General features: G+C 35.5%; 20 protein-coding genes. 4 read left to right on the top strand and 16 right to left on the bottom strand.

Going from position 1 to position 25772, the window contains the following annotated elements:
• Positions 1 to 38: 38 nt before the first annotated feature.
• Entirely contained in the window at positions 39 to 1400 is a 1362-nt protein-coding gene (locus B9Y84_RS02140; RefSeq protein WP_085515447.1) for a transglutaminase-like domain-containing protein, read from the top strand.
• A 69-nt stretch (positions 1401 to 1469) separates the two neighbouring features.
• On the opposite strand, the gene B9Y84_RS02135 is transcribed toward B9Y84_RS02140, so the two are convergent.
• The 6 genes from B9Y84_RS02135 to B9Y84_RS02110 all read right to left on the bottom strand — a co-directional run bounded on the left by B9Y84_RS02135 (position 1470) and on the right by B9Y84_RS02110 (position 9692).
• The gene (locus B9Y84_RS02135) at positions 1470 to 1730 is read right to left on the bottom strand and encodes a hypothetical protein (RefSeq protein ID WP_245830806.1); all 261 of its coding nucleotides are present in this window, start codon (positions 1728 to 1730) and stop codon (positions 1470 to 1472) included.
• A gap of 79 nt (positions 1731 to 1809) precedes the next feature.
• Entirely contained in the window at positions 1810 to 2577 is a 768-nt protein-coding gene (locus tag B9Y84_RS02130; RefSeq protein ID WP_085515446.1) for a hypothetical protein, read from the bottom strand.
• A gap of 17 nt (positions 2578 to 2594) precedes the next feature.
• Positions 2595 to 3752 carry an alanine racemase gene (alr, locus tag B9Y84_RS02125; RefSeq protein WP_085515445.1) on the bottom strand — a complete coding sequence of 386 codons (1158 nt, stop codon included), beginning with the start codon at positions 3750 to 3752 and terminating at the stop codon, positions 2595 to 2597.
• Positions 3746 to 5740 carry a hypothetical protein gene (locus B9Y84_RS02120; RefSeq protein ID WP_085515444.1) on the bottom strand — a complete coding sequence of 665 codons (1995 nt, stop codon included), beginning with the start codon at positions 5738 to 5740 and terminating at the stop codon, positions 3746 to 3748. The genes alr and B9Y84_RS02120 overlap by 7 nt, the downstream gene beginning before the upstream one ends.
• A gap of 172 nt (positions 5741 to 5912) precedes the next feature.
• The gene (locus B9Y84_RS02115; protein WP_085515443.1) at positions 5913 to 7133 is read right to left on the bottom strand and encodes an ATP-grasp domain-containing protein; all 1221 of its coding nucleotides are present in this window, start codon (positions 7131 to 7133) and stop codon (positions 5913 to 5915) included.
• Between the two features lie 243 nt (positions 7134 to 7376).
• Positions 7377 to 9692: a penicillin-binding protein 1A gene (locus tag B9Y84_RS02110; protein WP_085515442.1), complete on the bottom strand. Its 2316-nt coding sequence runs from the start codon at positions 9690 to 9692 to the stop codon at positions 7377 to 7379.
• A gap of 152 nt (positions 9693 to 9844) precedes the next feature.
• Here B9Y84_RS02110 and B9Y84_RS02105 point away from each other — a divergent pair, with 152 nt between their 5' ends.
• Together B9Y84_RS02105 and B9Y84_RS02100 are read left to right on the top strand one after the other, a co-directional pair.
• Complete coding sequence (locus B9Y84_RS02105; protein ID WP_245830805.1) at positions 9845 to 10711, top strand: substrate-binding domain-containing protein; 867 nt, start codon at positions 9845 to 9847, stop codon at positions 10709 to 10711.
• Positions 10712 to 10763: 52 nt separating this feature from the next.
• The gene (locus B9Y84_RS02100) at positions 10764 to 11201 is read left to right on the top strand and encodes a peptidylprolyl isomerase (protein ID WP_085515440.1); all 438 of its coding nucleotides are present in this window, start codon (positions 10764 to 10766) and stop codon (positions 11199 to 11201) included.
• A 71-nt stretch (positions 11202 to 11272) separates the two neighbouring features.
• Here B9Y84_RS02100 and B9Y84_RS02095 read toward each other — a convergent pair whose 3' ends face one another.
• The 3 genes from B9Y84_RS02095 to B9Y84_RS02085 all read right to left on the bottom strand — a co-directional run bounded on the left by B9Y84_RS02095 (position 11273) and on the right by B9Y84_RS02085 (position 16667).
• Positions 11273 to 15406, bottom strand: coding sequence for a Kelch repeat-containing protein (locus B9Y84_RS02095; RefSeq protein WP_085515439.1), 4134 nt, complete (start codon positions 15404 to 15406; stop codon positions 11273 to 11275).
• Positions 15407 to 16122: 716 nt separating this feature from the next.
• Positions 16123 to 16314, bottom strand: a complete 192-nt coding sequence (locus B9Y84_RS02090) for a hypothetical protein (RefSeq protein ID WP_085515438.1) — start codon at positions 16312 to 16314, stop codon at positions 16123 to 16125.
• A gap of 77 nt (positions 16315 to 16391) precedes the next feature.
• On the bottom strand, positions 16392 to 16667 hold the full coding sequence (locus tag B9Y84_RS02085) for a hypothetical protein (protein ID WP_085515437.1): 276 nt from the start codon (positions 16665 to 16667) through the stop codon (positions 16392 to 16394).
• An 808-nt stretch (positions 16668 to 17475) separates the two neighbouring features.
• On the opposite strand from B9Y84_RS02085, the gene B9Y84_RS02080 reads away from it, so the two are divergent.
• Entirely contained in the window at positions 17476 to 17841 is a 366-nt protein-coding gene (locus B9Y84_RS02080; protein WP_085515436.1) for a hypothetical protein, read from the top strand.
• Positions 17842 to 18943: 1102 nt separating this feature from the next.
• Here B9Y84_RS02080 and B9Y84_RS02075 read toward each other — a convergent pair.
• From B9Y84_RS02075 to B9Y84_RS02045, 7 genes are all read right to left on the bottom strand, one after another.
• Positions 18944 to 19264, bottom strand: coding sequence for a type II toxin-antitoxin system RelE/ParE family toxin (locus tag B9Y84_RS02075; protein WP_085515435.1), 321 nt, complete (start codon positions 19262 to 19264; stop codon positions 18944 to 18946).
• Entirely contained in the window at positions 19258 to 19512 is a 255-nt protein-coding gene (locus tag B9Y84_RS02070) for a hypothetical protein (protein WP_139827923.1), read from the bottom strand. The genes B9Y84_RS02075 and B9Y84_RS02070 overlap by 7 nt, the downstream gene beginning before the upstream one ends.
• A gap of 2374 nt (positions 19513 to 21886) precedes the next feature.
• Entirely contained in the window at positions 21887 to 22549 is a 663-nt protein-coding gene (locus B9Y84_RS02065) for a hypothetical protein (RefSeq protein WP_085515433.1), read from the bottom strand.
• Positions 22539 to 22925, bottom strand: coding sequence for a hypothetical protein (locus tag B9Y84_RS02060; protein ID WP_139827922.1), 387 nt, complete (start codon positions 22923 to 22925; stop codon positions 22539 to 22541). The genes B9Y84_RS02065 and B9Y84_RS02060 overlap by 11 nt, the downstream gene beginning before the upstream one ends.
• Before the next feature lie 75 nt (positions 22926 to 23000).
• A complete protein-coding gene (locus tag B9Y84_RS02055; RefSeq protein WP_085515431.1) occupies positions 23001 to 23513 on the bottom strand; it encodes an RHS repeat domain-containing protein in 513 nt (170 codons plus the stop codon).
• A gap of 1451 nt (positions 23514 to 24964) precedes the next feature.
• Complete coding sequence (locus B9Y84_RS02050; protein WP_085515430.1) at positions 24965 to 25306, bottom strand: type II toxin-antitoxin system HicB family antitoxin; 342 nt, start codon at positions 25304 to 25306, stop codon at positions 24965 to 24967.
• Positions 25303 to 25545, bottom strand: a complete 243-nt coding sequence (locus B9Y84_RS02045; RefSeq protein ID WP_085515429.1) for a type II toxin-antitoxin system HicA family toxin — start codon at positions 25543 to 25545, stop codon at positions 25303 to 25305. Before B9Y84_RS02045 ends, B9Y84_RS02050 begins: the two co-directional genes overlap by 4 nt.
• Positions 25546 to 25772 lie beyond the last annotated feature (227 nt).

The following is a 25772-nucleotide window of genomic DNA, read 5'->3' as shown; positions in this document are numbered from 1 at the left end:
TTTGGAATCATTAACTATTAAATAATTAAACAAATTTAATGCTTAAAACTACATCATTCCTACTCTTCTTTTCATTTCTATTACTGTCTTGCCAACCTAGCGAAAAGAAAGAAAGTAGCACTAAAGAAGATTCGAAATCAGTCCCTACTGTTAATATAGCAGATATAGAATCTGGAATTAAAGCCTACATAGCTAATAAAACTAAGGAAGCTGACGGATACTTTCATGTGAAAGATGACAATAAAGAGCTAAGGCTAAAGCTGGTGAGAGTTCATACTGAATACCTTTCTAATCTTGGTCCGAATCGCCACTTTGCGTGCGTGGATTTAGCAGATGAGTCGGGAGATGTTTACGATGTTGATTTCTTCATGGACGGTAAATCAGGAGCAATGGATGTAACCCAAACAACAGTTCACAAACTAAACGGAAAACCTTTCTATAGTTGGAAACAAAAAAAAGATAAAACCTGGCATAGAGTGCCTATTGAATCCGCTTCGAACGAACTACTTGGCGTAATAGAAGGCCAGGATGAATTTGAATTCTACTATGAAACAACTTTGCCGGCAATAGAAGAAAAGGCAAAAGTTTGGATACCCATTGCACAAACTGATCAGTTTCAAGATATTGAAATAAAAAGTATGCAAATCTCCGGTCAAGATCAGATGATACTTGAAAAAGAATATGGTAATAAAATATTATTTCTTCAATTAGGGCCAAAGCACAGTAACAAAAATATAAAGATTACTTACCACGTAAAAAGGATAGAAAAGAGTGCGTACTCGGAACAAAACCCCCAACTGACAAAATATTTGAATGAAAATGTACTGATGCCTGTGGGAACACAGCGCTTCAAAGAGATAGTGGCAGAAGCCACGGCTGGAATGGAAAATGATAATAAGCTCATTCAAGCCCGCGCTATTTACGATTACATCATAGATAATATGCGTTATGCCAAAAATGTGAAATATGGTACTGGTGATGCCGTCTACGCCTGTGATTCCAAAACAGGAAATTGTACGGAGTTCCATTCGCTTTTTATTTCTTTAGCAAGAACAGCCAGTATTCCTGCTCGTTTTGCAATTGGTGCAGCTATTCCGTCTGACAGAAATGAAGGTGGTATCAATGGCTATCATTGCTGGGCAGAATTCTATGCAGAAGATAAATGGTGGCCAGTAGATATAAGTGAAGGGAACAAATACACAGCCTTGGCAACATACTACTTCGGTAGACATCCTGCAAACAGGATTGAATTTACAAAAGGTAGAGATTTGGAATTTGAACCAGCTCCAAATTCAAGTCCTGTAAAATTTATGGCATACCCAATTTTTGAAGTTGACGGTCAAAGCATTGTGAGTAATGCTACCTTTAGTTTTCAGAGAATAGCAGCTGAAGAGATTTAAAAATGAAACTATCATAAAAAAGCCCAGAACATTCAATTCCAGGCTCTTTATCAAAAATAGTATCTAAAATTAGTTACTAGGATGCTCACCACCTCCTGATGGATGTTCTTCTTTCGTTGAATCCGATTCTTCTTCGCTGCTAGGGTGTTCATGATCTCCATCAGAAGGGTGTTCTCCCTCAGCTTCATCCATCATTACTTCTTCTGTTTCACTCTCTTCAGAAGAACCTTCTTTCTTACTGTCACCACAAGAAATCAATGTAGTAGAAAAAAAGAATAAAGCTGCTAAAGCCACTAAACTTAAGGGTTTGAATTTTTCTAAAATTTTCATAGTTACAATGGGTTATGATTAATTGGTAGGAAAGTTAATAAGTATTCTATTTAAAGCAATTAAAGTAGTACATTAAAAATCATTGTAAGGAATCATAACGTATAACTTCTAGCAAATCTGCTATTTGAACAGACTGCTTTTGATTCCAATAGTTAATAATCCGCAAAGTCTTATTCTGGTTTTCGAGAGAAGAATTAATGATATCAATTTTGCTTTGAAATGCTCTCAAGCTTTCATTTTGTAGCTCTTTCTGAACTTGAATTTGATCAGAAAGCAAACCAATTTTTAATGTTTGCTCCTTCAAATTAGCTTCTACAGCTTGTTGCTGTAGCTTAAGTCTATTACTATCCAAGTAAGATTGATAAGCAATTGACCCAATAAATATAAATAGAAGCAAGAGAATAAAACTTGGAATAATGAAATTGATTTTAGATTTTTTTGGGGACAGGTTAAATTGATCCGAAGCGTTCGGTGCTATCACATATTTTTTATTCGCGTATTGAAATAATTGAATTAATAAATCCCCATCAGCAATGGTATTTTGCTGAAACTCACAATAGTCACTGTTTCCAAATTGCACTAAGTTGTCTTCTAGGGGAGTATAGGGAATGGAAAAACAAGAACCATTTTCCTCTAACTTCTTCAAAAAAACTAACATTTGAAAATACTCAGACAATGCAGCTTGCATATTATCACCCACTTGAATGTAAGCAGTCTGCGTATAGGTAGAAATTTGCAAACAGCTCTTAGAAATAAAATACGGGGCTACATCTTTCAAATATAAAACATCTCCCGCCCTCTTCTCGAGCTCTTTTATGACGGTATGTTCATAATTTGTGTAGTTCATACTTCTCCATTCATTTATTATCTTACAATAGTTCTAGGAATTGCAGCAGGTAATCTACTCATCATTTCGTTATTCAATAATTGTGTTGAATCCGTAAAGCTGCTCACGTTAATTACTTCGTTTTCTTGCTTTCCTATTAAAACAACCTCATCTCCTACTTTTGCATCGGGAATCTGAGTAATATCCACCATAAATAAATTCATATTGATCAATCCAACAATGGGTGCTTTCTTTCCTCCGATCAAGACATAGCCTCGATTGGAAAGGGCTCTTGGATATCCATTAGAATAACCTAATGGCATTACTGCAATTTTCATCGCATGGCTAGCTTGAAAGACTGTTCCATAGCCGATATAATCGCCCTCTGGCACTTCCCGTATATCCATTATATCAGTTTTCCATGAGAAGATTCTCTTTAACGGATCTTCTTCTTGCTTTCCGTGCTCACTTAAATACTGATAATGAATCTCTGGGCTAGGCCAAAAACCATATTGCGCCACTCCTACTCTTACCAAATCATAGAAGGTATCAGGCATGGCTATGGCTGCGGCTGAACACGCTATATGACGGATATTAGGTTCGATTCCATTCTCCTGACAGATTTCTAAAAATGCTTTATACCGTTTTTTCTGATCATCAATTTTAAATTGATTACTTGGGCTCTCCGCTCCACCTAAGTGTGTGCATAATCCTTGAAATATGAGATGTTCCTGATTATCCTTTAAAAAGGAAAGTGCTTTAGGAAACTCCTTTTTATGCATGCCCGTACGGTTAGACCCTGTCTCCACTTCAATATGGACCTTGGCTTTCTTTCCGACTTTTTTTGACGCTTCTACTGCTTCGGGCAATCTTTCAAAATTATAGACAAAAAACTCGATATCATGCTCTATGGCCCAAGGGATGTCATCTGTATAGATAATACCCATCAACATTATGGTGCTTTTACCATCTGTTGCCTCGAGCACTTCTTCCGCCTCAAAAGAGGATGCCACAGAAAAATGACGAACGCCACTTTTTTCAGCTATTTGTACAAATTCTTTAATACCATGACCATATGCATTAGCCTTCACCACGGAAGAGAAAATAACATCCTTGCCAATGATATTTTTTATGAAATTTACATTTGCTTCTAAAGCAGATTGTTTTAATTCGATTCTTGAAGAGTGTTTTACCATTTTTTCTTTGTTTCCAACCAGGTATAAGATTTCCCCCAGCTATCTTTTGCTAATGTTCTAACTTTTTCTACTTCTTTTGCCGGTACATTATCTACTAAAAGCTCAGCTTCTAAGTCATTAAAATGGAAGGCGTAAGTACGAGCTGCAAAGTGATGAATAGGTAATGACGATTCACCATGCTTTTCTCCGTTTCCATATACCGATGGCTTTACTCCTTGCCCCCAATCCTGTCTACCTTCATTGTTTGGATTCAAAAAGTAAGCTCTGTATTCACCTGAAGGATCTTTATCTACTCTTAATAAAGAGACAGCATGGAATCCAAGCATATCACCCTTTGAACTTGTAATAAATATACCGACCGGATTAGGATAAATCAATCTGTGATTTCCGTTATAGTCTGGATGGCACATCGCATAGAAAACACGAACAAAACCATCAAAATCAACAATTGCGTTAGATAAATAGTCATAAGCTGAAGCAAAACCAATCTGAATCCACTGACCATATAGTGCTGGGTTAACCCATTTATGTGGGTCTTCCGCTCTTCCCGAACCTCTTAACATCATTTCATTATATATTCGGTCCAACATAGGGACCAATGTAACTGAAACGGCATCCAGATTATAATCCAAGTTTTGTACTAAACCTTTACCGGTAGTAGAGGCTTTAATTTCCTGTCCCTCAAAACGGAAAGTAATATCATTTGTAACAGCAGCAGTTTGCACCATGTTGATTAATTTTGCTGGTGCATGCTGACTCCACATGCTGATGCCCCTTGCACTTTGGCAAGTTGGGTTATTACCTTGACCTACGCCTAGTGGTTGACCTAGAATCCTAAAGAGTGCACCGATCAAATATTGTCTTGCAGTCACCTCATGTCTAGGGTCATTGGATGACTTTAAAATTCTTTCTTCAACTTCTGAATTCAGTTTAATCTCTCCCAGATTCGAAAGACCTGAACGAACGGCTTGTCTAGCTATGATTCCGTTTTCTAACATTTTCGCAAGTCCGTAGATACATTGTGAATTTGCAACATGAACGGTACTTAGGATTAATTTACTGAGGTAAGACGTATGTTCTTGCCAACGACTCTCACCTACTGGCGAAAGACCTAGACAGATCGGTACAGTTCGAAAATACTCCTTTTCAATCAAGTATTTTAGCAACACTGCATGATATGCACTTACTAGGCCATAGCGCAACATCGATTCTCCCATTTCTTGAGATTCAAGATACAGCTCAGTATTATTTAATTTTTCAAGTACGGCTCTGTAGTCAGCCACATCTACATTTATGGTGCGATGCGCAGGACGATAAATACTGCGTTGGAAGCTCAAAAGCTTTTGATCACCCTCCTTGTTAGGGTCCAATTCGATCTTTTCCTTTACTAAAGCGATGATCTTTCTTTGCTTCTCGGTTACGACCGGACGCTGTTCACAAATTAGCGTTAACTCTTCTGCTAAAGTATCTTTTACGTCATCTAAATGGATATGATTAGACAAGAATTTAAACAAATTATGCACTTTGCTAAGTTCGTGTTCACTCATTGTCAAGCGAGTCTCCTCTACTGGGTCATTGAACACAAATTCTAAATTTCCGACTAAGACCTCTTGAATAAAAGAATCTGCTTCTGCAGCTGTAATACTTGGAGTTTTATAATCACCCTTAGCGATTGCCATCAGTCTCAGCTCACTTAAAAGCTCTATAGTAGAATTTGGATGACCACTTTTCAATGTCCAATGTACTAAGCCTGCAACTAATTTAGAGGGGTCTGCCCAGGGAGTTTCGTTGAAAATACCTCCTTCAGAAATCTCCTCAATTAAATTGTAAATCACACCCAATCCGTCTACAGAATCGCATAAGATATCAATTTGCCCCATTAGTCTATTGGCTTTTTCAGGCTTAGTTAAAGACGTGGCGGATTTGAACTCTTCTAAGAGTTCTATTAGTTTCTGACTACTATTTTCTGTTAATGTTGGATTCCCCATGGAATACTAAAAATTTAAAGATTTATTGCCAAAGTTAAAAATCTGGCAAACGTTAATGCTCTTTCGCTTCCATTATCACGTTACAAATAATGAAATTTTAAAAAAGTACTGAACAACAAAAGGCACAAGCTTAACGCTTGCGCCATTTGTATTCTACATGCTATAATAATTTTTAATGGTAGAAATCTACATTCTCATAATGCAATAATAATTCCTCCATTCTATCGGGATCTTCTCCCTTAAAGTTCACTGTACCAAAATGGTTACCGAAACCATCTCTATCACTTATTTTTTGACCGCTCATTGGTGGTACCAAATTGTGATCTAAGAAATAAGGCTCCTCTTTCAACTCGTCAGGTATTTCTAATTTAGAAATCTGCTTTTTATGAGGATAGATCATTACGTTTCCATAGAAGTTTTTAGGCCTTGCATCCAAAGGAGGTAATATTTCATCTAATTCCTCTTCTGTAATGTTAGGATCATGGCATAAAACAAATGCCCCTAGAGCGTCAAAATCGTACGCCTTCCCTGCAAGTTCCAATATGTGGCCGCCTGGAATACGACAAGCTACCTCACCAAAACTCAAGGTATCATCTTCGGTCAAGAACCACTCTGGATGAATCATTCCATACTCTATACCGAATAAATCAACCAACTTCTGCATCTCCTTCATGATTCTATCGCGCTTCGTGTGTAGGTGGTTACCTTCAGGTATAAAATTAGAATATCCTAATTTCACATACTCGGTGATGTTTAAAAACCTGATTTTTCCTTTGTGAATGTAGGCTTCGCAAGAAAACTCTTTTCCAGGCAAGTGACTTTCTGCTAAACAAGGGAAATCTTCTTCTTGACATTTTTCATCAACATCACTCATGGAACGTAATAATCTGTGTCCCACTGTTCCTGCTGAAGCAAAGGGTTTAACATGTACCCAACTATCTTCTTCATTTTCTATTTGAAGATTAGCTTGATTTAATCTTTTCATAAAGGCTTTAACGCCTTCCTTATTGTAAACTTCTTCAAAAAGGCCAACTCTAAGACCTCCAATTAATGCTTTCCGCTTCATCATCGCTTTATTTCTAAATAAGAAAGCGCGGTTCAAAACTCGAGGATCATCTCTATAAATAGAATTTAAAGCACCAGCCCATTCAACTGTTTCCTCAAATAATGGAACAGCTACATCTACGTCAAAAGGCTTTAATTTCTCATGCAAATCTATTGAATTGGACGTATCACTCCATTCATCAAATTGATAAGAAACGAAGGGAATATCATGCTCTTTAGCATAATTTTCGAAATCTGGAAATGATACAACCACATAAGGTTTATTGAGTTTTTGCATACTTTCAATTACGGGTAAACTCCAACCCATTAGTGCAAAGCATTTAGCCATAGTTATTATAGTTTAGTTTAAATTTTAGTAATTACCTTATATAAACTATAAAAATACCTAGTGCGATATAGTACTATGTTATCTACAAATATGAATAGGATGAAAAAATAGGCATATTCTACTTAATAGCAGCTTCAGCAAATCCTCCTTTTGGGTGTTCACAGTTCACAAAGCAGCATTTAATAATTAAAAACTTCGTTTTTTAGGTCAAAGTTAGGTTAGATTACAAATAGAAATAAGCTATTAATCGTCCTTTTTAAATAATTTCTTGATTTTATTAAAAAGTCCTTTTTTCTCTTTTCCGTCTTCATCAAAATTCTTGCTTTTCTCTTTATCAGGATTAGTGAATAATTTTTTGAAGAATCCATCTTCTTTAATTGGTGGGCAGTCTAATAATTTTGAGGCTTTCTCAGTTAATGGACTAAATTGGCTTCGGCTATAACTATTCAAGCTCGCATCTGCATTCACTTTCTGCATCCAAAGCCCAAATATTGGCAAGGCTGAATTAGCTCCTTGTCCAATAGATGTACTTCTAAAGCCAATACTTCCGTTATCAGAACCAGTCCAGCTAAGTGTTACCAAATTAGGTAGCAAGCCCACAAACCAGCCATCACGATTATTTTGGGTCGTGCCTGTCTTACCAGCTATGTCATTCTTCAGTTTGTACTTCCATCTTAAGCGAGATGCCGTTCCCGAATTCACAACTTCCTGCATCATCTCCAGCATTAGTTCCTGGTTTAATGATGAAAAAGCTTTTTCATACTGATTGTTAGCATTGAAATCAGCTAAAACTTTGCCAGATCCATCTGTAATTTTCTCTATAATAATTGGCTCAGATGCTATCCCATTATTCAAAAAAGACGAATAAGCCGTTGCTAATTCCAGCATACTAAGTTCGGCAGTTCCTAGCGCTAAAGAGGCCACTTCGGGTATTTGCGATTTGATACCCATTGCTTTGGCCAAATCGATCACAGAAGGAATCCCCGTCTGTTCCAAAATCTTTACTGAAACAGTATTCATTGATTTCCTTAAAGCCTCTTGCATGCTTACATTTATGTAATCATAATCTTCATCATCACTATTAGTCGGCTTCCAACCTTCTAGATTTTCATAAGAAACTGCTTTTGCCGGAAAATAATCACATGGTTCCACTCCATGTTCTAAAGCAGCCATATAAACCAAAGGTTTGAAAGTCGAACCTACTTGTCGCTTACTTTGCTTAACATGATCATATTTAAAGTATTCAAAATCAATCCCTCCTACCCATGCCTTGATAGCTCCAGATCCAGGTTCCATAACCAAGAATCCTGCTTGTAAGGTTTTTAAAGCATGTTGAATACTATCGATCACGCTCATAGTCTGCACATCTGACCCAGACCAATCAAACACCTGCATTTCTTTCTTTTGATTTAGAATTATCTGTATTTCTTCGGCCGTTTTACCTTGCTTTTTCAATGCTTGGAAATGATGAGATCTCTTGATATACTCCCCATAAATAGCCTTTTTCTTCCACGGAGCTAGATTACCCCAATTGTCTTCAAAAGCCTTTTGCAAATCCTGCATATGGGTCCTCATTGCGGATTCTGCATATAATTGCATTTTTTTATTGAGAGTAGTATGAATTTTTAGACCATCTCCGTAAATATCGATCGATTCTCCCGTTTCTTTCTCGTATCTCTCAGCCCACTTTACTAATTCTTGTCTAACTTGCTCTCTAAAGTAAGGAGCTATTCCCTTATCCGACTTGATGGGTTGATACTCAAGCGCTATTTTCTTCTTAATAGTGTTTTCATAGGTTTCTTGATCAATTTTATCATATTTATGCATCTGAGAGAGCACTACATTTCTCCTTTGAAAACTATTCTCAGGAAATATTCTGGGATTGTAAGTATAAGTTGCCTTCAGACTTCCTACTAAAACAGCAGCTTCATCTATCGACAATTTGCTCACATGCTTATTAAAAAAAGTTTGAGAGGCCGCTTCTATTCCAAAAGTATTATCAGGAAAACTAACTGTATTCAAGTATAAGGCGAGTAACTCTTCCTTCGAATAAATCTCCTCCAACCTTTGTGCAACAATGGACTCTTTTATTTTTATAATTAAGATCTCGAATTTGTGATCATACTCTCGCGGAAATAAATTCTTTACAAGCTGCTGCGATAGTGTACTACCTCCCCCAGCTGATCGGTCCTGCAAAATAATCGTTTTAACTAAAACTCTAAAAACACTTCTATAATCAATACCAGAATGTTCAAAAAAGCGAGCATCCTCCGTAGCTACCAAAGCATCTATCAAATGCTGAGGTAAGTCTTCATATTCTACACTTGAGCGATAGCTGCGATATAAAAAACCAATATTTTCATCATTCTCATCCAGGATTTCGGAGGCTTGAGCATTTTTTATATTAGACAACAATTTTTCATCCGGCAATTTTCCGAATAGGCCTGCCTTAACACCGTAAAAAAATAGAATCACCAGTAATATTCCTGCTACCAGAATCAGGGATAAATATTTAATGATCTTACTTTTAAAAGTTTTTCTTTTCTTCTTTTTTGGCATGCGAATGAATTATCCTGCGAAGAACGGAAAATCGTATTAAAAAGTGTAACATAAATGTCAATATGAATGGAAATTTGAACAAAAGCTTCAATTTTCCATTATTTCAAAACAGAAAGATTGTATGTTTGTACACTCAAAAAAAGAATGAAGTTGTGAGTAAAACAATAAGAATTGGTGGAGTACCCGAGCATTATAACACCCCTATTCATTTAGCGATCGAATCAGGTGCTATAGAAAATGAAGGCCTAAAAGTGGAGTGGAAAACTTTTGAAGGCGGAACAGGAGAAATGAGGGAAGCGCTCATCAATAATGAAGTGGATATTTGTGCTATTCTTACGGAAGGAATCGTGAGTGGCATCTTACAAGGAGTTCCTGCTAAAATCATAAGTGGATATGTAAAAAGTCCTTTAATTTGGGGAATTCATAGCGGAACTGAAAATCCAATCAGAGACCATAAAGAGATTTATGATAAACGATTCGCTATAAGCAGATTCGGTTCAGGCTCACACTTAATGCCTATAGTAGATGCTTTAAACAATGACAAAAAGATTGAGGAATCTCAATTTCATATAATCAATAACCTAAAAACTGCTCTAAATTCACTTCAAAATCAAGAAACCGATGTTTTCTATTGGGAAAAGTATACCACTAAACCCTATGTCGAAAGAGGCGAACTGAAAAGAATTGGCGAATACGTAACACCATGGCCTTGTTTTGTACTAGCAGCGCACCAGGATATTATTAATGAAAGACCAAAAGATATTTCAAGAGTATTGAGACAAATCCAGCGTACATCGGCCATGTTTATGGAAAACGAAGAGGCTGTAGATATGGTGAGTGAAAGATTTAATATTAAAAAAGAAGATGCTGCAAAATGGTATCATGCTACAGAGTGGGCAACTGATGGATGGGTTAGCAATAAAATGCTAAAAAATGTTGTTTACACACTAAAAGCCGCAAATATCATTACTGAAATGGCCGATACTCAGCAGCTGGTTTGGCAAAGAAATAGCATTTAATTGAACTTTTACTTTCTTCAACGAATTTCATTACAATTAACATTTTATAAATATGAGCAAAGCAGAAATAGTAACTAAAAAGGGCACATTAAAAATTGAATTTTATGATGATGCAACGCCTAATACCGTAAAGAATTTTCATAAACTAGCGAAAGACGGATTCTATGATGGTTTAACATTTCATAGAGTTATACCTGATTTCGTAGTGCAAGGTGGCTGTCCTGATGGCACGGGAGCAGGTGGCCCTGGCTATTCTATAGATTGCGAAACTGATGGAGATAAGCAGTACCACGAAAAGGGTGTTTTATCTATGGCACATGCTGGAAAAAACACAGGCGGTTCTCAATTCTTTATCTGCCACAGTAGGCAAAATACTCAGCACTTAGATGGAAAGCACACGGCCTTCGGAAAAGTATATGAAGGTTTGGACATTATTGATGAAATTCGTCAGGGGGATGTAATGGAGAAGGTAACGATTACAGAAGAGTAAGAATTTTAAAAATCGTAATCAAAAAATGCCACTGAAATAAATCAGTGGCATTTTCAATTTCACAGCTCCAATTATCGCCTAATTAGTTTCTTAGTGGTTTCGCCTTGATCCGTGTAAATTTTTATAAAATATAAGCCATCATTTAAATCGGAAATCGTATAAGAAGTATTTACTTCAAAGCTTTTTAACAAACTTCCGTTTACATTGAGCACTTCAATTCTCCTAATTACTACATCACTTTCCAATTGTATAAAGAACTCATGCTCAGTTGGGTTTGGATAAAAAGAAATATTCGCATCTAGATATGGATTAACAGACAAAACCGCATTTTCTGTTGAATAATTCTCAGATGGTAAGGATACATATGTATAGTAATAAGTGGTATCAGTAAACTCATCAACTCCCTGATATTCAGCGACTAGATAATATTCATATTGAATACTTAAATCTGCATTTTTGTCTTCATAGTTGAGGCCTTCTTCAGCAATGGTATTGTACTCTGTACTTATCGAATCTATTTTCACAAATGAAGTGTCGGAAGGAGACTTTCTATAAATCATATAATAGTTTTCATACCTCGATCTATCTTCAAAGATTAGGTCATAATACTCTTCCGTTTGATGAATCTCCACATTCTTAATAAAAGGGCTATTCAAAAAGGTTCTTGCTCTATTACTCCACCATGCACTTTCTGAACCATAGATATTTTTAACATATAAATCAACAGATGGTGTTGAATTTTCTTCTAAACCAGTATATAAAAATGAGGTATCAGAAATATTTAATACATATTTGTCAGCATTATAATCTATGAACACTAATGAATCTACTGGTATTTCAGTAGTGTCAATAGGATCCCATGTATATAAAATTTCAGATGATGAAACGGCTTCAGATTCAAAGTTTTTAGGACGATATGGACGACCTCTTTTCGTCTTGAACGACAATAGCACTGGATTTCCTTCAATACCATCCCTAATTGCCTTTAATTTCACACTCCAATTTCTATCTGGATCCAAACCAGTCACTTCATACTGAATCTGATCTTTAGATAATGTATCAGTAACATAAATACTGTCATAGGAAGAAAACTCTAAATAATATCCATCATCATTAGGAGAGTCAATCCATGATATTTTGGCATCTGTAATACCTAGACTATCCACCTTGAGATTTGCAGGTTCTAAAGGTGCAGTATTATCTCTAAAATACAATAAATCCGATGAAATATACCTATTCCACTCACCATCGATGCTTTTAGATACCGAGATACGTGAAAGACCATAAAATAATTTATTATTGTACGTAAATGCATATGTCGGATCACTCGAATTTCTTTTATCCTGCGCTGCTGGAAAATATTCCCCTTTAAACAAAAAGGGAGCTGTATTGGCATCTATTCTATAAATATTATCACCTTTGAATTGCACTAATTCATTATTATAAGTGGTAATAGCAGTTGATTCAAACCTTAAAGAGGAATTTGAATTATAACCATAAATCTCTTTATCGATGGTAATTTCTTTAGTTTCAAAATGATAAGCAGTTCTTCCGTCATAAAAACCATGAAAAATTATTAATGAATCGCCCTTGTACGTAACAAAATCAGCAGTACTACTATTAGTTTCATAGTCGGTTTTATTCCATTTACTAGTGAAAGAATTAAAACTTCCAATAGCTAGCTTTGAATCAGTTGATGACATCGTTAAATACAACTTATCATCTATACTTGTAGTAGAATTTACTACATAACCTTTAAAGGGATGTGTAAAATCAGTTGTCCAGATGTTATTTTCTATATCATAAACAAGAACATCTTCAACAATTTCGTAATTAGCATTTTGTCTTATGAAAATGTATATTTTTCCATTATGAATTACAGGTGGCTGGATATTAAAATATTCATTATCTGGAAGATCCTCTAAACTTGTTAAGGTTAAGTCATCCAAATTGTATTTGTATAATTTTTGAGAATCTGTGCTTAGAAAATATATATTACCGCCGTCAAATACCTTGTAATTCATAGAGAATCTAACTAACGAGTCTATTTCAGTTTTCAACCCATCCCCATTAAATTTCTTCCATACCCCCATATTGCTAGCCTTAAGCGTTAATGAACTTGACTTCTTGGAGGTGACATCTTTATTGTAGTTAAATAATCTGTACGAATAGCTATTTCCTTCCTCCACATTTTCATCATAGTAAACCTCACTGGTTGCCGTTATGGAATCATATGATTCGAAACTGCCACCATTAATAGAACGTTCCACAAGTACTCCATCTTGTACTCGACCCCTATTATTAAAACTGAATCCAATTGTATTTACTGAGGAATATGATTGCTCTAAACCATACGGAACCAACAAGGTGGTATAGACCGGAAGCAAATCAGTTGTATCAGATCCAAACTCATTAGAACCAATTACTCGCGCTTCAATAGAATCCATTTCTTCCTCTAAATATATTCGCAAATCATTGTTTTCAATCGTATCATTTATAAAAGCTGAATCGCCAAAATTTCTGTGCTGCACAATTAAATTATCAATGTTTATAAAACTGACAGCATTGAATTTAACAGCAAAAGATCGATCAGAAGCATTGACTTCAGAAACATTAAAATCATATATGGAAGGTGATAGTCCACTTAAATCCAAGCTGACATGCTCCGAAACAAAAGAAGGGCTTCTTACACCCGATTCATCAAACAATCTTATTCTATAATCTACTGTATTAGCATTGCCAAAATAAGTATCAGAAAAACTAAATGTAGTACTCTTTGAAAACCCTTCTGCTACACCCAGAGTATCGACTTCTGAAAAAGGAGAATCATTAATTCTTCTTTCTAGTATAACACTTGCCGGCAAGTCGTGATTTATAATTTTCATTTCTTTCATTTGAAATGAGTCATTAGCTGTAATTGATACAATGTCAGGCGTATTCATTCGCCCGTTTCTAAAGATCGAATAAAAACTTAATTGATTAGAGGGCGCTTCAGCAAGTCCATTATGTGCCACAACCTTGACCAAATACCGATTGTTAGGAGACAGTTTATTATTGGAAATACTATATTCAGTAAAGTTTGCTTCCACCTCATCAATTAATTGAAATTTGGTATCGTATTCGCTCTTTGCATAAATTAAATTTCCATCGTGATCAGTATCATTATTTGTCCATTTAATCTTTATTGATTCTCCAGCAGTAGTGGACTCATATGCTGCACTATTTAAAACAGGTGGCAAAGGAGGTTCTATAGTGACCAACTTTTGAAATGATGTTTGATAAACAGGATCAAAGATATTCCCTGTTGCACCCAAACCTGCTATCACCTCATTATTGATATATAAAACAATAGGGTCGTCACGATCGTCTGTGAAATAATAATCTTCACTCCTGACAGAAAAATCAGATAGATTAATAATCACTTCCGAATTGCTTGAACTTGACTTTAAAACATGTACTAAACCATCTTCATCCACATAAGCTGTGTTAGACATCAAGCTGCTTAGGTTAATATTATAATCCAATTCTTCGACCCAAGTATCAGAATTGGGATCATAAGAAAGAATATCTTGATAAACGAATGTTCCCCCGTCAAATCTTTGACCCGAAGATATGTATCCTTTTCCATTAGCTGCAAAACCTATGGCGCCTACCCTCTCCATTCCAACTCCAACTCCAGTTATGGGAGTCCATTGATCTGAAATGGCATCATATTTATAAAAATCGCTTAACTGACTGCTGCTACCACTACCTAAACCAACATAACCTGTATTATCAATCGTGAAGGAAGATGCTGATCTTCTAGCTTCTGGAATACTCGCAATAGGATTCCAACTGTTTGTAGCAGGATCGTACTCATAAAAATCAGCAAAGCTATTATCCGCATCGTATCCAGTTCCTACATAGGCTTTATCATTAGCTACAAATGCTACTGCACTAGCTCTCGCTGCACCAGGAAAATCAGCAATTGCAGTCCATTCATCGTTCTGGACATCGTACTTATAAAAATCGTTCTGATAAGTACTGTAAGTATCATATATAACTCCCAGACCAACATAAGCTGTCTCTCCAATCACAAAGCTGACTGAACCATCGCGGCCAGCACCTGGAAATGGACTTACATCTTGCCATTCTTGAACCTGGCCTGATAAAGTATTAACAAAAGTAAAAATTGCAATTAGTAACGAGAGTAATGTTGTCTTCATAAAATGTTTATATCAAACGGCAAACATAAGTAAATCTATCATTCTAAAAAATACCTATTTTTAGTTTTAATTACATAATTCTGATAAAAGAGGAAAATTTGTCATGAATGATTTTAGATGTATCAACATCCTTTACAGATGAATAGATCTATGCTATTTTGATCGGTTTAAGAGGGTTATTTACCGTGTTTCCGTGTCGCTACATGCATTACTCCTAAATCTACAGCTTTCGTAAAAATAAATTATTTACTACTTATTGGCCCGATCCTATTGCCCGCTTAGCTTTTCAGTTTTAACCCCACTTCAATTGTAAAATTAATTTTGCTATAGGTAGAATTATAGCACATAAGGAAGGACTCTTTTCGATTGAAAAACTTCAATTATTTCAACAGATTTAAATCGAGCTTAAAGAAAAGTGTAAACTCCTTGGCGAAGTATTTTCATATAGTATAATTCTAAACTGATTTTTGACTTTTAAAAATCAATTTAGGGGTAAATAATTCTTAATACTTTTACTGTTAAGGAATTTAAAAGAATAACATGCAATTATATATCCAATATACATACCAGTGATTAACCAAAATAAATTATTAGTACAGGAATATTACCTTCTTAAAAAATAAAATCATGTGACAATGCTAGGAAAGATAAAATGACAACAAATAATATTCTAATAATTTAACAAGAATGATATGCTACTTTACCAATAAAAGACCTCATTTTTTTATTTTTCTGATTAATAATTCACTGACACCTGCCGTTACCAAAAAAACTACTAATAAAAATGTTATTAAACTATTTATAGTACTACTTACATTTGCTTTAAAAAAAACACTTAAAACCACTGTAACTGCAATTCCAATAAAAGAAATCGTGCTAATTAATTTTATAATTGAATATCTATCCATATAATTAATATTTTTCTGGGTACCACCTTACTCTTATTAGTCCTCGTTTGTAACCAGGATTCCTAAACTATGAGTTTTCAACTCAAAAAGCTAATCTGTACTAGGCCTGTCCTTCCAGAATAATCTCTTGCTGAACTATATACATAATCTTCTGCAAGATCAACAATTAAAGCTTTTACAGGATTCTGTTTACTATATACAACTCTCCTTTCTATCATTTTGGTTGTTAATTCTATAGCGTGATTATCGTCTTTCCAAAACTTGTACTTCTTGATTCTTTGCAATTTAAAGCCTTCAAAATTAAACTGTTGCAGCATCCATTCTCTTCTGCTTTCAGCTTCGGTTTCTATCATCTTTAGGATACGCTTGGCACTTAATTTCTTGAAATCTCTGATAAGATCAGATAATTGAAATCCTTTATTTGCAGCTACTATTAAATGGATTACCTGTCCCGACTAATCGGGATGATTACTCATCAAACACCTAGCATATACTTTTAATCTTTTCTGTTGAATACAGTAATTAAATGAATTTACTACTTTAATTTTATAATTTCTTCTGGTAAACAGAACTATCCAATTTACCACTGTGAATGTTACAAAATATAAAGCATTTTGATCTGTTGTTTTATATCGGTCGCCAGACATAGTTTTGATTAATTATCTGCCTGTTAGTTTATCCCACAAAGAAATGATTTTTGAGAAACAGCTACTACGTTTAAATAAATTATTCCTTGTAAGCATTGCAAATGCTTGGTTTAAGCATTCTCGTTACAAACGAAGACGAGCTGACATTTTTTAGTATAAGGATGCAGTAACGAAAAAATAAGCGCTTCACTATGCTATTTAATAAATTCTAATGCAAACTAATTCACTACTCAAAAAAGAGAATAGCCCTAGATCTTATTTACGCTTTATTAATGTATTTAAATTTATTCAGCAATGGATATCATGTTTCCTTGAAGAACAATCCACATAATTATGTATGATTTTGTCCGAAAGTGGATAAAATAGTGTTCATTAGTGAACATTGAGTTTTAATCTACATTTCAAATACTGCCTTTAAGCACTTCAAAGGCCTATCTGCAACTAATTAATTTCTGGCAGCATCTTAGCTATAGAAACAATAACTAAATAATATTTTAACAAAAAATCTAGAAAAATGAAAACGATTAAGACCACCGCCAAAATGATTGCTTTAACATTAGTAATGAGCATTGCAACCAATGTTACAGCCTTTGCAAGTACTGAAAAGTCACCTGAAAACCCTTATTATGCTGATATAGAGCTATATACATTGATCGAATTAGATTCAGAATTCAGCAAAATTGAAAGCACATTAAGAGATGAAGGAATTTTGGAATGTGCAAATACTGAAATTATAGTTGTTTTGGGAGAAGACGATGAAGTTGTATACCAAGGAAGTCATCAAATAGAAGATGAGAATAATGCCTTCTTAACTAGACTAATGACAAAAGCGGATTTCATTATGGCTTCAGGAAACAAAAGTTTCTACAAAGTATTCTAAAGTTTGATTTTCAACCCTAAATAGTATTTTTATGGAATATCTATAAAAAAGGCTGCCTTCGAAACGGACAGCCTTTAATTTTGCGCTATATTTTAAATTCTATTTAAATTTCGGATGATCTTTTTTCAAAAAATTCTCCATATTCAGCAATCGTATTTTTCATATCGTTGCTCAGTCACAGAATAAACACTAAGTAATGAAGTGTCTGTAAAGCAATAAAAATTTCTAAAAGCATTCCATTTAAGCTTTCAAGATAGTTTTAATGTTTTAGTAATGCCATAACTGTAAGCTAAAACCCTAACAAGAGGGCTAAAATCTTGATGTTTTGTTTTCCACGGTTATTAATTTCAAAGCTCATCCAAAGCACTCTGATTCGTATTCGTTCTTCTTTTCCCATCACAATAAATGTTTGTTTTGCCCTAAAGGGCTTCATTCTGCCAAAAGGGGTTTCGCCCTTTTTCCTTTTACAGAAGATGGATTCTTATAGGCTTTTAATCATTTCCATAAAGTCACTTCTTTTTTGCTTTTTAAGCAATTCAAAGGTATGATGAGGGGTTTTAATTTCGGAAGACAATTTTTTAATACTCCGATTTACAAAAATTCTTGACGTTTTTTCGGAGGATAAAAGCTTTGGACGTGCGTGGGATTTGTAGGGCATTTGCTCTTCAAAAAAATGATCCAAGTGAACTGCACCCCTTTATTAAATGTAAGAAATTTGTCAGAGCGCAGTAAGTATTCTGATCAATAAAACAACCACAACAATTTACTGGAACCACTTCACTTTCCTAACGTGCGCTTTCAGCTCTGCCTTTTCAGCAGTGCAAAACATCATTAAACCATCATGGTATTCTTTTAATTGTGGAGCGGTTTAAGGCGGGAGGACCTGCCTTTGCCGGCAGGCAGGTTTGAATTTTTCCAGACAACAGTCTTAGCAACACACCGCTTCACCAAGTATTTTTCCGACCCCTCGATGGGGAAGGAACAATAAATTGCTCACTCTCGTATTGAACCACTCACGGCATGATCCCGCCCGTGCGGGAACAACTACTGCCCTGTCCTAACTTCTTTTTGGTGGAGTTGATTCAAAGATTTTCACTAGGGGTTATTTCCTTTTCTTAATATTTGAGGGGTCTCTGCTTGTATGAAAAATATCAAGGATTAAGATTGCTTTACTGGTAATCTCGTAAATTATTTTATAGCTCCATATTACTTTATAACGATAATTACCAAGTTCATCCTTTAAATTTGGCTCTTCTTCAAATTTCTCAGGAAAATCGCTCAAGGACTTAGATCGTGCAACTATTTCATTTCTGACTTTCTTGGCTACGTCAATGGATTCTCTTTTTTTAATGTAGCTGTAAATACTTCTTAATGATTTTTTTGCTTCATCATCCCAGATAATATCCAACTTTTTCTTTACCATTCCTGCATCTCTTTTTCAAGATCATCTTGGGTAGTATATTGACCTTTCGCTATTCTTGCTTTGGCATCCCTGACCCTTGTTTTTAATTGATTTGCCGTCATAGGTTTGCCCGATAAAGTATAATCATCTTTGGTATACTCTTTAGCTACAGCGTAAAGCATTTTTATAAGCTTAGCATCTCCTTCTTCAATAAAATGGTAGAGTTCTTCTTTGATCTTAGGTGCTCCCATAATTGATATTATTTTCATACAAAGTAACGATTTATTTTTGTAATTGATTCATCCCATTGGATGGAACTGCTGTACTTCTTCCTGCAAGCCTTCCATATCATTCTGTAAATAGCTTTCTGTACCGCTGATGCAGCGGTGACCTGCAAGGTATTGGACTTCCCGCAGGTTGTAGATTTTCAGCCATTTAGTGTCACTACCATAGGGCTTGAAAATGCCCTTGTGCAACTTGGCTCTTTATATCATTAGATAGTTGAAAAATTATCTTATTCAGTACCCTTTTATTTGATACCTGTAACCAAACTTAGTACAATCTTTACTTAGTACAATCTTTATTCTATAGGTGTTATCGAAGCTTTGCGAACGGACTGGAACTATTGAAACAATAGGAGTTCTTCCTTTAAATGATAATTGCGAAGCTAGATATAGTTATTTCTAAAGTAAAGATGGTATAACTCTAAACACCAATCGTAATAATGAAGAATGTGCCCTTTATTGTTCCATTCATGATTTGATGCTAACTAAATTTCAATCAGCAAATGACTGGCTCTGTTCTGACCCAGAGTGTAATCAACAGAAACGGGTGGGTAATCATGATTTTATTATAAGCTTGATTGAACGGCAAATCAGGCAAGACCATGCTTAATCAATAAAACACCCAAGCCTCTCTAAAAGCAAGGGGTTTGGTTATTTCTTAATGCATTTATCACCACTATGTAAAACATGGCGGGAACGGGGGATGAATGAAGCAGAGTATCAGATGATGAAACGTGAAGGAATTCTACACTTCGTGAAGGAAACAAACGACTATTATGAGCTGGGTATTATCTAGTAGTACATGTTGCTGTGGGTCATGGTGCCTCCGGCACCATGACCCACAGCAACATTACCATAAAACCATGACTGAATGTTCTATCTCAGTCTTCTATCGCCTTTGCATATCTTCCTTACTCATTCGAGATATGCCATATGCTGAGCAGTTAACTCCTGTCCATACTGGAGCTTTAGCTTAATGGCTATGGCGTTGGCTAGTATTCTATCGTATCTCAGCATATCATTATTAATGATCAGTAGTTTTAATTTACAACATCCATTCCTAATTCATTCATTTCTGGAACATGCCTTGAATAACGCTTATTTCGATGTTGATAATTATTTTATGGTATTAGAGCATATTATGACATATAAATAATTCAACTATTGTATTTATCATATATTTATTTTGCACGCTAATACACTTATAAGGTAGTTTTTCGATATTTTATAGATGCAAGCATATCTCATATAAATGAATGAAAAAAACAAGCATAAAACTCTTAAATATATCCTTAAATTCAGTAATAAGCTATTAATCGCTTACTTTGCTTGCTTTAAACGCTTGCCTTGCTTGAAATATAAGAACTTATTGTTCCTAAAAAAAACTCTTAGTTAAACATCCAAGAAGCTATAGTTAATATCTAAATAAGCATTAAACGCCTCACATTCTTGAATAAGTGCAAAGTTTTGCTGCTTAGGACTGTTTAAAAGTTTTTACATTTATTTTCAACCTCATTCTACGTAACTCTAAGCCTAAGTACAAATCAAGAAAAGACACGTAAGTAACTGTCTACTAATACTATATGAAGTTATCCACAGACCTCTGTAAATAAATGTTCCTTATTAGAAGTAGCAGTTTTATTTATTAAATTTGGTACAAAGAAAAAGGTCAAGTACGGCAATACTTAACCTAGCTCCATTTTATAAATGTTTTACCTAAACCCAAACGCCTATGAGCACAGATGAATGTGCTTTGGCTCTAGGAATAATACACTTTATATGGGAAGTGTTCTTATTCTTTAGGTCGAAGCAAAATTAGAGAACGAAAGAGGGCTTAAAGCCCTTTTTCTTTTACAAACATATATTATTGCATATACAAAACCAACATTGTGAGCATCTAAATTCATAAACCTACATCAAAAATATTATTGATGTCTTATATTAGGTACACAATACATTGCCACTTTGTTGCAATCAGGCCATGGTGCCGGAGGCACCATGCTATTACAGCAACAACTCTCCCTCTATACCATCACCCAACTTAATCTATCATCCACAAAAAAAGCTCCACCCAAAAGATAAAGCTTAAGTATGGTTTCCAATACAGCATCTTATGCCGTTGCCAATGGCAATAATCAGCCATATTTTATTAGGCATTAATTACTTCTTAAGCATAAGGGTCGTACAAGAAAAAACATGGCACGATAAAATCAATATGTCAGGCGGGATAAAAGATATTGCTAAAACATCTCATCTGCCCTTAAAGCTTCTTAAAATATAAACCCCAAGCCTCTCTAAAAGCTTGGGGTTTCGCTATTTCTTAATTACCAACATGTAAAACATGGCGGGAACAGGGATATTATTCTACAATATAAGAGTATTCAATAAAATCGAACAATCCATATCTGTAGCCATAAAAAGCAGAATCTCCTAGTTGTTCTACCATTTCAAAAGACGTGTCATAGTAAATTATTCTTAATATATTTTCACCTTTAGAATCACATAAAAATTCAAGATCTATTTCATGGTCGCGTGACCTATAATTTTCAAAAGAAAATAAACTATTTACATTAAAATCTTCAACCAGATTTATTGATTGATCATCATAATTACGGTCGATCATTTTTATTTTTATATTAGCAGTATCACCTACACTGTAAGTATCTACATCCGAAGTAATATTAATATTTAATTTACTCTTAACTAAAGAATCAATCTTATAACCGGCTTCATCATATTTAACTGCGTATGTGATTGTGTCATTCATCCTGGCAAATTTGTACATTAATTGCTGTGGAGCTTCATCATTAAATTTTCTTACTAAATTAAATTTATTAAATGATTGCCTTTGTTTACTTAAATTGCCATTTTTATTATATTCTTGATAAAACAAAGTATCATTTTGGGTAAATTCTTCAATCATTAATTCTCCAGTCTCGTAATATTTTTTTTGTTTTTCGGACTCAGTATAACAACCCAGTAAAAACACAAAGGCTATTAGAATAACAGGTTTATTTCTCATTATTATTATATTTTAATTCAACAGTATCACTTCTAAAATATGACCTTCCTCTTTGGGGTGACAAGTAAGTTTTAATAACAGCAGTGGAAGAATCACCATCTTTCATAAAAGGATATGTGACTGCTCGACCAGGTGTTGATGATGTTTCAATAGGTTTAGTTTGAACACTCTTGCCAATTTCATTGTAGGTTTGAATAGCCCCTTCTACCAGCTTTTCCGCTCCAGATACAGCAGTACTAATTCTTTCACCTAATGCTTCAGGTGCTCCTCCTGGCATACTTACACCTAATAAATTCTGCATAATTGAAACATCTATCTCATTCGCAGCTCCGTACCCCTCAATTGCTGCACCATCCCCATTCATATTTCCTATCAATGCAGAACCTGATAATTCAGTTTTTTCGGGATTATCAGCTACATCCTTAACTTGATTTTCTGTTATTAATTTGTCTTACATGTATTGAAGCCCGTCACTTAGACCTTGATATATTTCTGAAGCATCTTTACCTGTCGTTATTTTTAAAAGCATGCTAAACCCTTCCCCAACATCACTAAGCGTTCTATTTGCCTTAGAAGGTGGATCGGGATCAACTACATCAGATGGCATCATACCATCGGGGTCAATAAACCTGATCGGGTTGTCAAAAGCATAATTGTAAGGTGAGTGCCTTCTCATTAAATCAGCTGCAGGGTCAACATTCAAGAACCTGCCTAAAGCCGCATCATAATACCTTGCCTGATAGTCGTAAACGCCCCATTCCACTTGCTCCTCAAAACCATTGTACTTGTAATTGTTCGCCTTGCTGTAGCTTCTCTGATAGGAGTTAAAAGTTAGCCCGAAGGGATAGTAATTATAGCGATTTTTTAGCGCACACTCTTTTTTTTCCAGTCTCCCCACTGAAAAAAATGCGGTTTTGCCTATGCCTTCCCCCGGCTGTCGGTATGATAATTTTAAACAGCCCATTCAGCTTTCAAGATAGTTTTTTGTTTATAATAATCCATCTGAACCACTAAATAAGTCTAAGGCTTTCTTCTTCTTTTGATAGCTTTTATGATCCCAGTTATTGGTAACCTTGGGAAAATCCTTTCAAAAAACTCTCTTATTAATGGTATTCTATCTTTTGGGCATATCATCAGTAGTAAAAATGTTACGATAAACCATCCAAAAAAACCTATTGTAAAAATCCCCATATCTTTTTCCTTTAGATAAATGAGTTTTCCCTTTCCACTTACTGATAAAATGGTTTGGCAAAAGCCATTTATTATTTCCTTACTTGTTACTTCTTCCTATTCTGGAACTCTTTTCTTACTCCTTACTTTCAAAATTACTAAGTCCTTATATCTTATTTTAGGACGTGATTATTTCATCGGATTTCGATAATAATGCAAAGGATTTTCGTGAGTTCAAAACAATATAAACAACTGATTAACAACCTATAATACCACTACCTACTTTTTATCTTTTTCATCCTTCTAGCTATATCTCATGTAGCATTATTGTAAAGTTATGGTAGCTTTGGTTTATATCAGAGGACACAAAAATAGAGCAAAATAGAGCTCTAAATCATTTAAAGGCTTATCAGTATTTAGACAAGACCGTTTCCTACATTTTAAGGCACTTTTTTAGCGGACAGAATGGAAGGTAAAACGTCCCGGAAAAAAGGAAATGGCATCATTTCACTTTTTTGTTAAGCACTTCCTGTCCTGCCATTTGGTTTTTATCGGGATGATCCAAGCGAACTACTGCACCCCATTAAAAGTAAAAAAGCCAACAGAGCGCGGTAAGCTTTCCACTCAGTAAAACGACCACAACAATTTGCTGGAACCACTTCACTTTCCCGTCCTGCACTGTCTGCTCTGCGGGCCCCTGCGGGTACCACCGTCCAGCCTGCCAGGAGGAGTGTGAGGAACGAGCACGCCTGGCAGTGTCTGGCGGTGGTCGCAGGCCCGCACTAACTCGGGCTGAGGTTTTGTTTTTTTGCCATAGCCCCGCAGGGATTAAACTCATTAAAAAAGCAAAAAGGAACAGCCGTGGCGAGGAGCGGATGGCAAGCAAAGGGAGGAAAATGCAAATCGGCACGTGCGTGGGCTAAATAGTGGAACAAGTAAAAGGATATGGTGATTCCGATTCTGCTCTGCTTTTTCAGCAGTGCAAAACATCATTAAACCATCACGGTATCCTTTTACTTGTGGAGCGGTTTAAGGCGGGAGGACCTGCCTTTGCCGGCAGGCAGGTTTGAATTTTTCCAGACAACAGTCTTAGCAACGCACCACATACACACCGCTTCACCAAGTATTGTTCCGACCCCTCGATGGGGAAGGAACAATAAATTGCTCACTCTCGTATTGCACCACTCTCAACATGGCCGCCATAAGCGGCCAACTACTGCCCTGTCTTAGCTTCTGGATGAGCTGTTATGCACTTTCCTTCGTTACCCTTGACCTGATTGCTTCTGCAACAAGGTTGTTAAGCGAGGTCTTTGTTTCCATGGCTAAAAGAGCAGCCTTTTGATGCAATGTAGCTGGTATACGTACATTAAAACTTCCTTTAAACGGTTTCTCAGGTGTTTTTCCCGCTGCTTTGCAATCGGCTAAATAAACATCAATAGCCTCTTTAAAATCAGCTTCTAAAAGATGCCCTGTTTCTCCTTCATAAGAGATCAGCCCTTTAATACCTAATACCTTTCCATAAAGTAAATTATCTTCCTGACTGTACTCTATGCTTCCTGTGTAACCTTTATATCCCAAATATTTCATAGCCCCAATGTTTCTTTTACTTGTTTCATTTGATATTTTTTCATAATGCCGCTTGGATGTGGTTTATGAAGCATAATGGGAACCCCTTCACTATTCTCAAACTTTACCCTCGAACCCGAGGTCTTTCCTATCTTTACTTCCTCAAAACCAAAATACCCAAGTAGTTTAGCCATCTCATCATAATGAAAATCAGCTGGCATACTCAAAAACCTGTCAATTAATTTCTGCTTTTTAGACATAACTCAAAGTAACTATATTTAGTTGCAATTTGCAAATTTATTTCCTTACCCCAACGGATGGAACTGCTGTACTTCTTCCTGTAAACCTTCCATATCGTTTTCTAAATAACTTTCCGTGCTGCTGATGTAGCGGTGACCTGCAAGGTACTAGACTTCCCTCAGGTTGTAGATTTTCAGCCATTTAGTGTCACTACCATAGGGCTTGAAAATGTCCTTTTTCAACTTAG

Source organism: Marivirga sericea, from assembly GCF_900177665.1.
Taxonomy (GTDB): Bacteria; Bacteroidota; Bacteroidia; order Cytophagales; family Cyclobacteriaceae; genus Marivirga; species Marivirga sericea.
The sequence above is the reverse complement of the archived record's forward strand: the minus strand, read 5'-3'. Positions and strand labels throughout refer to the sequence as shown.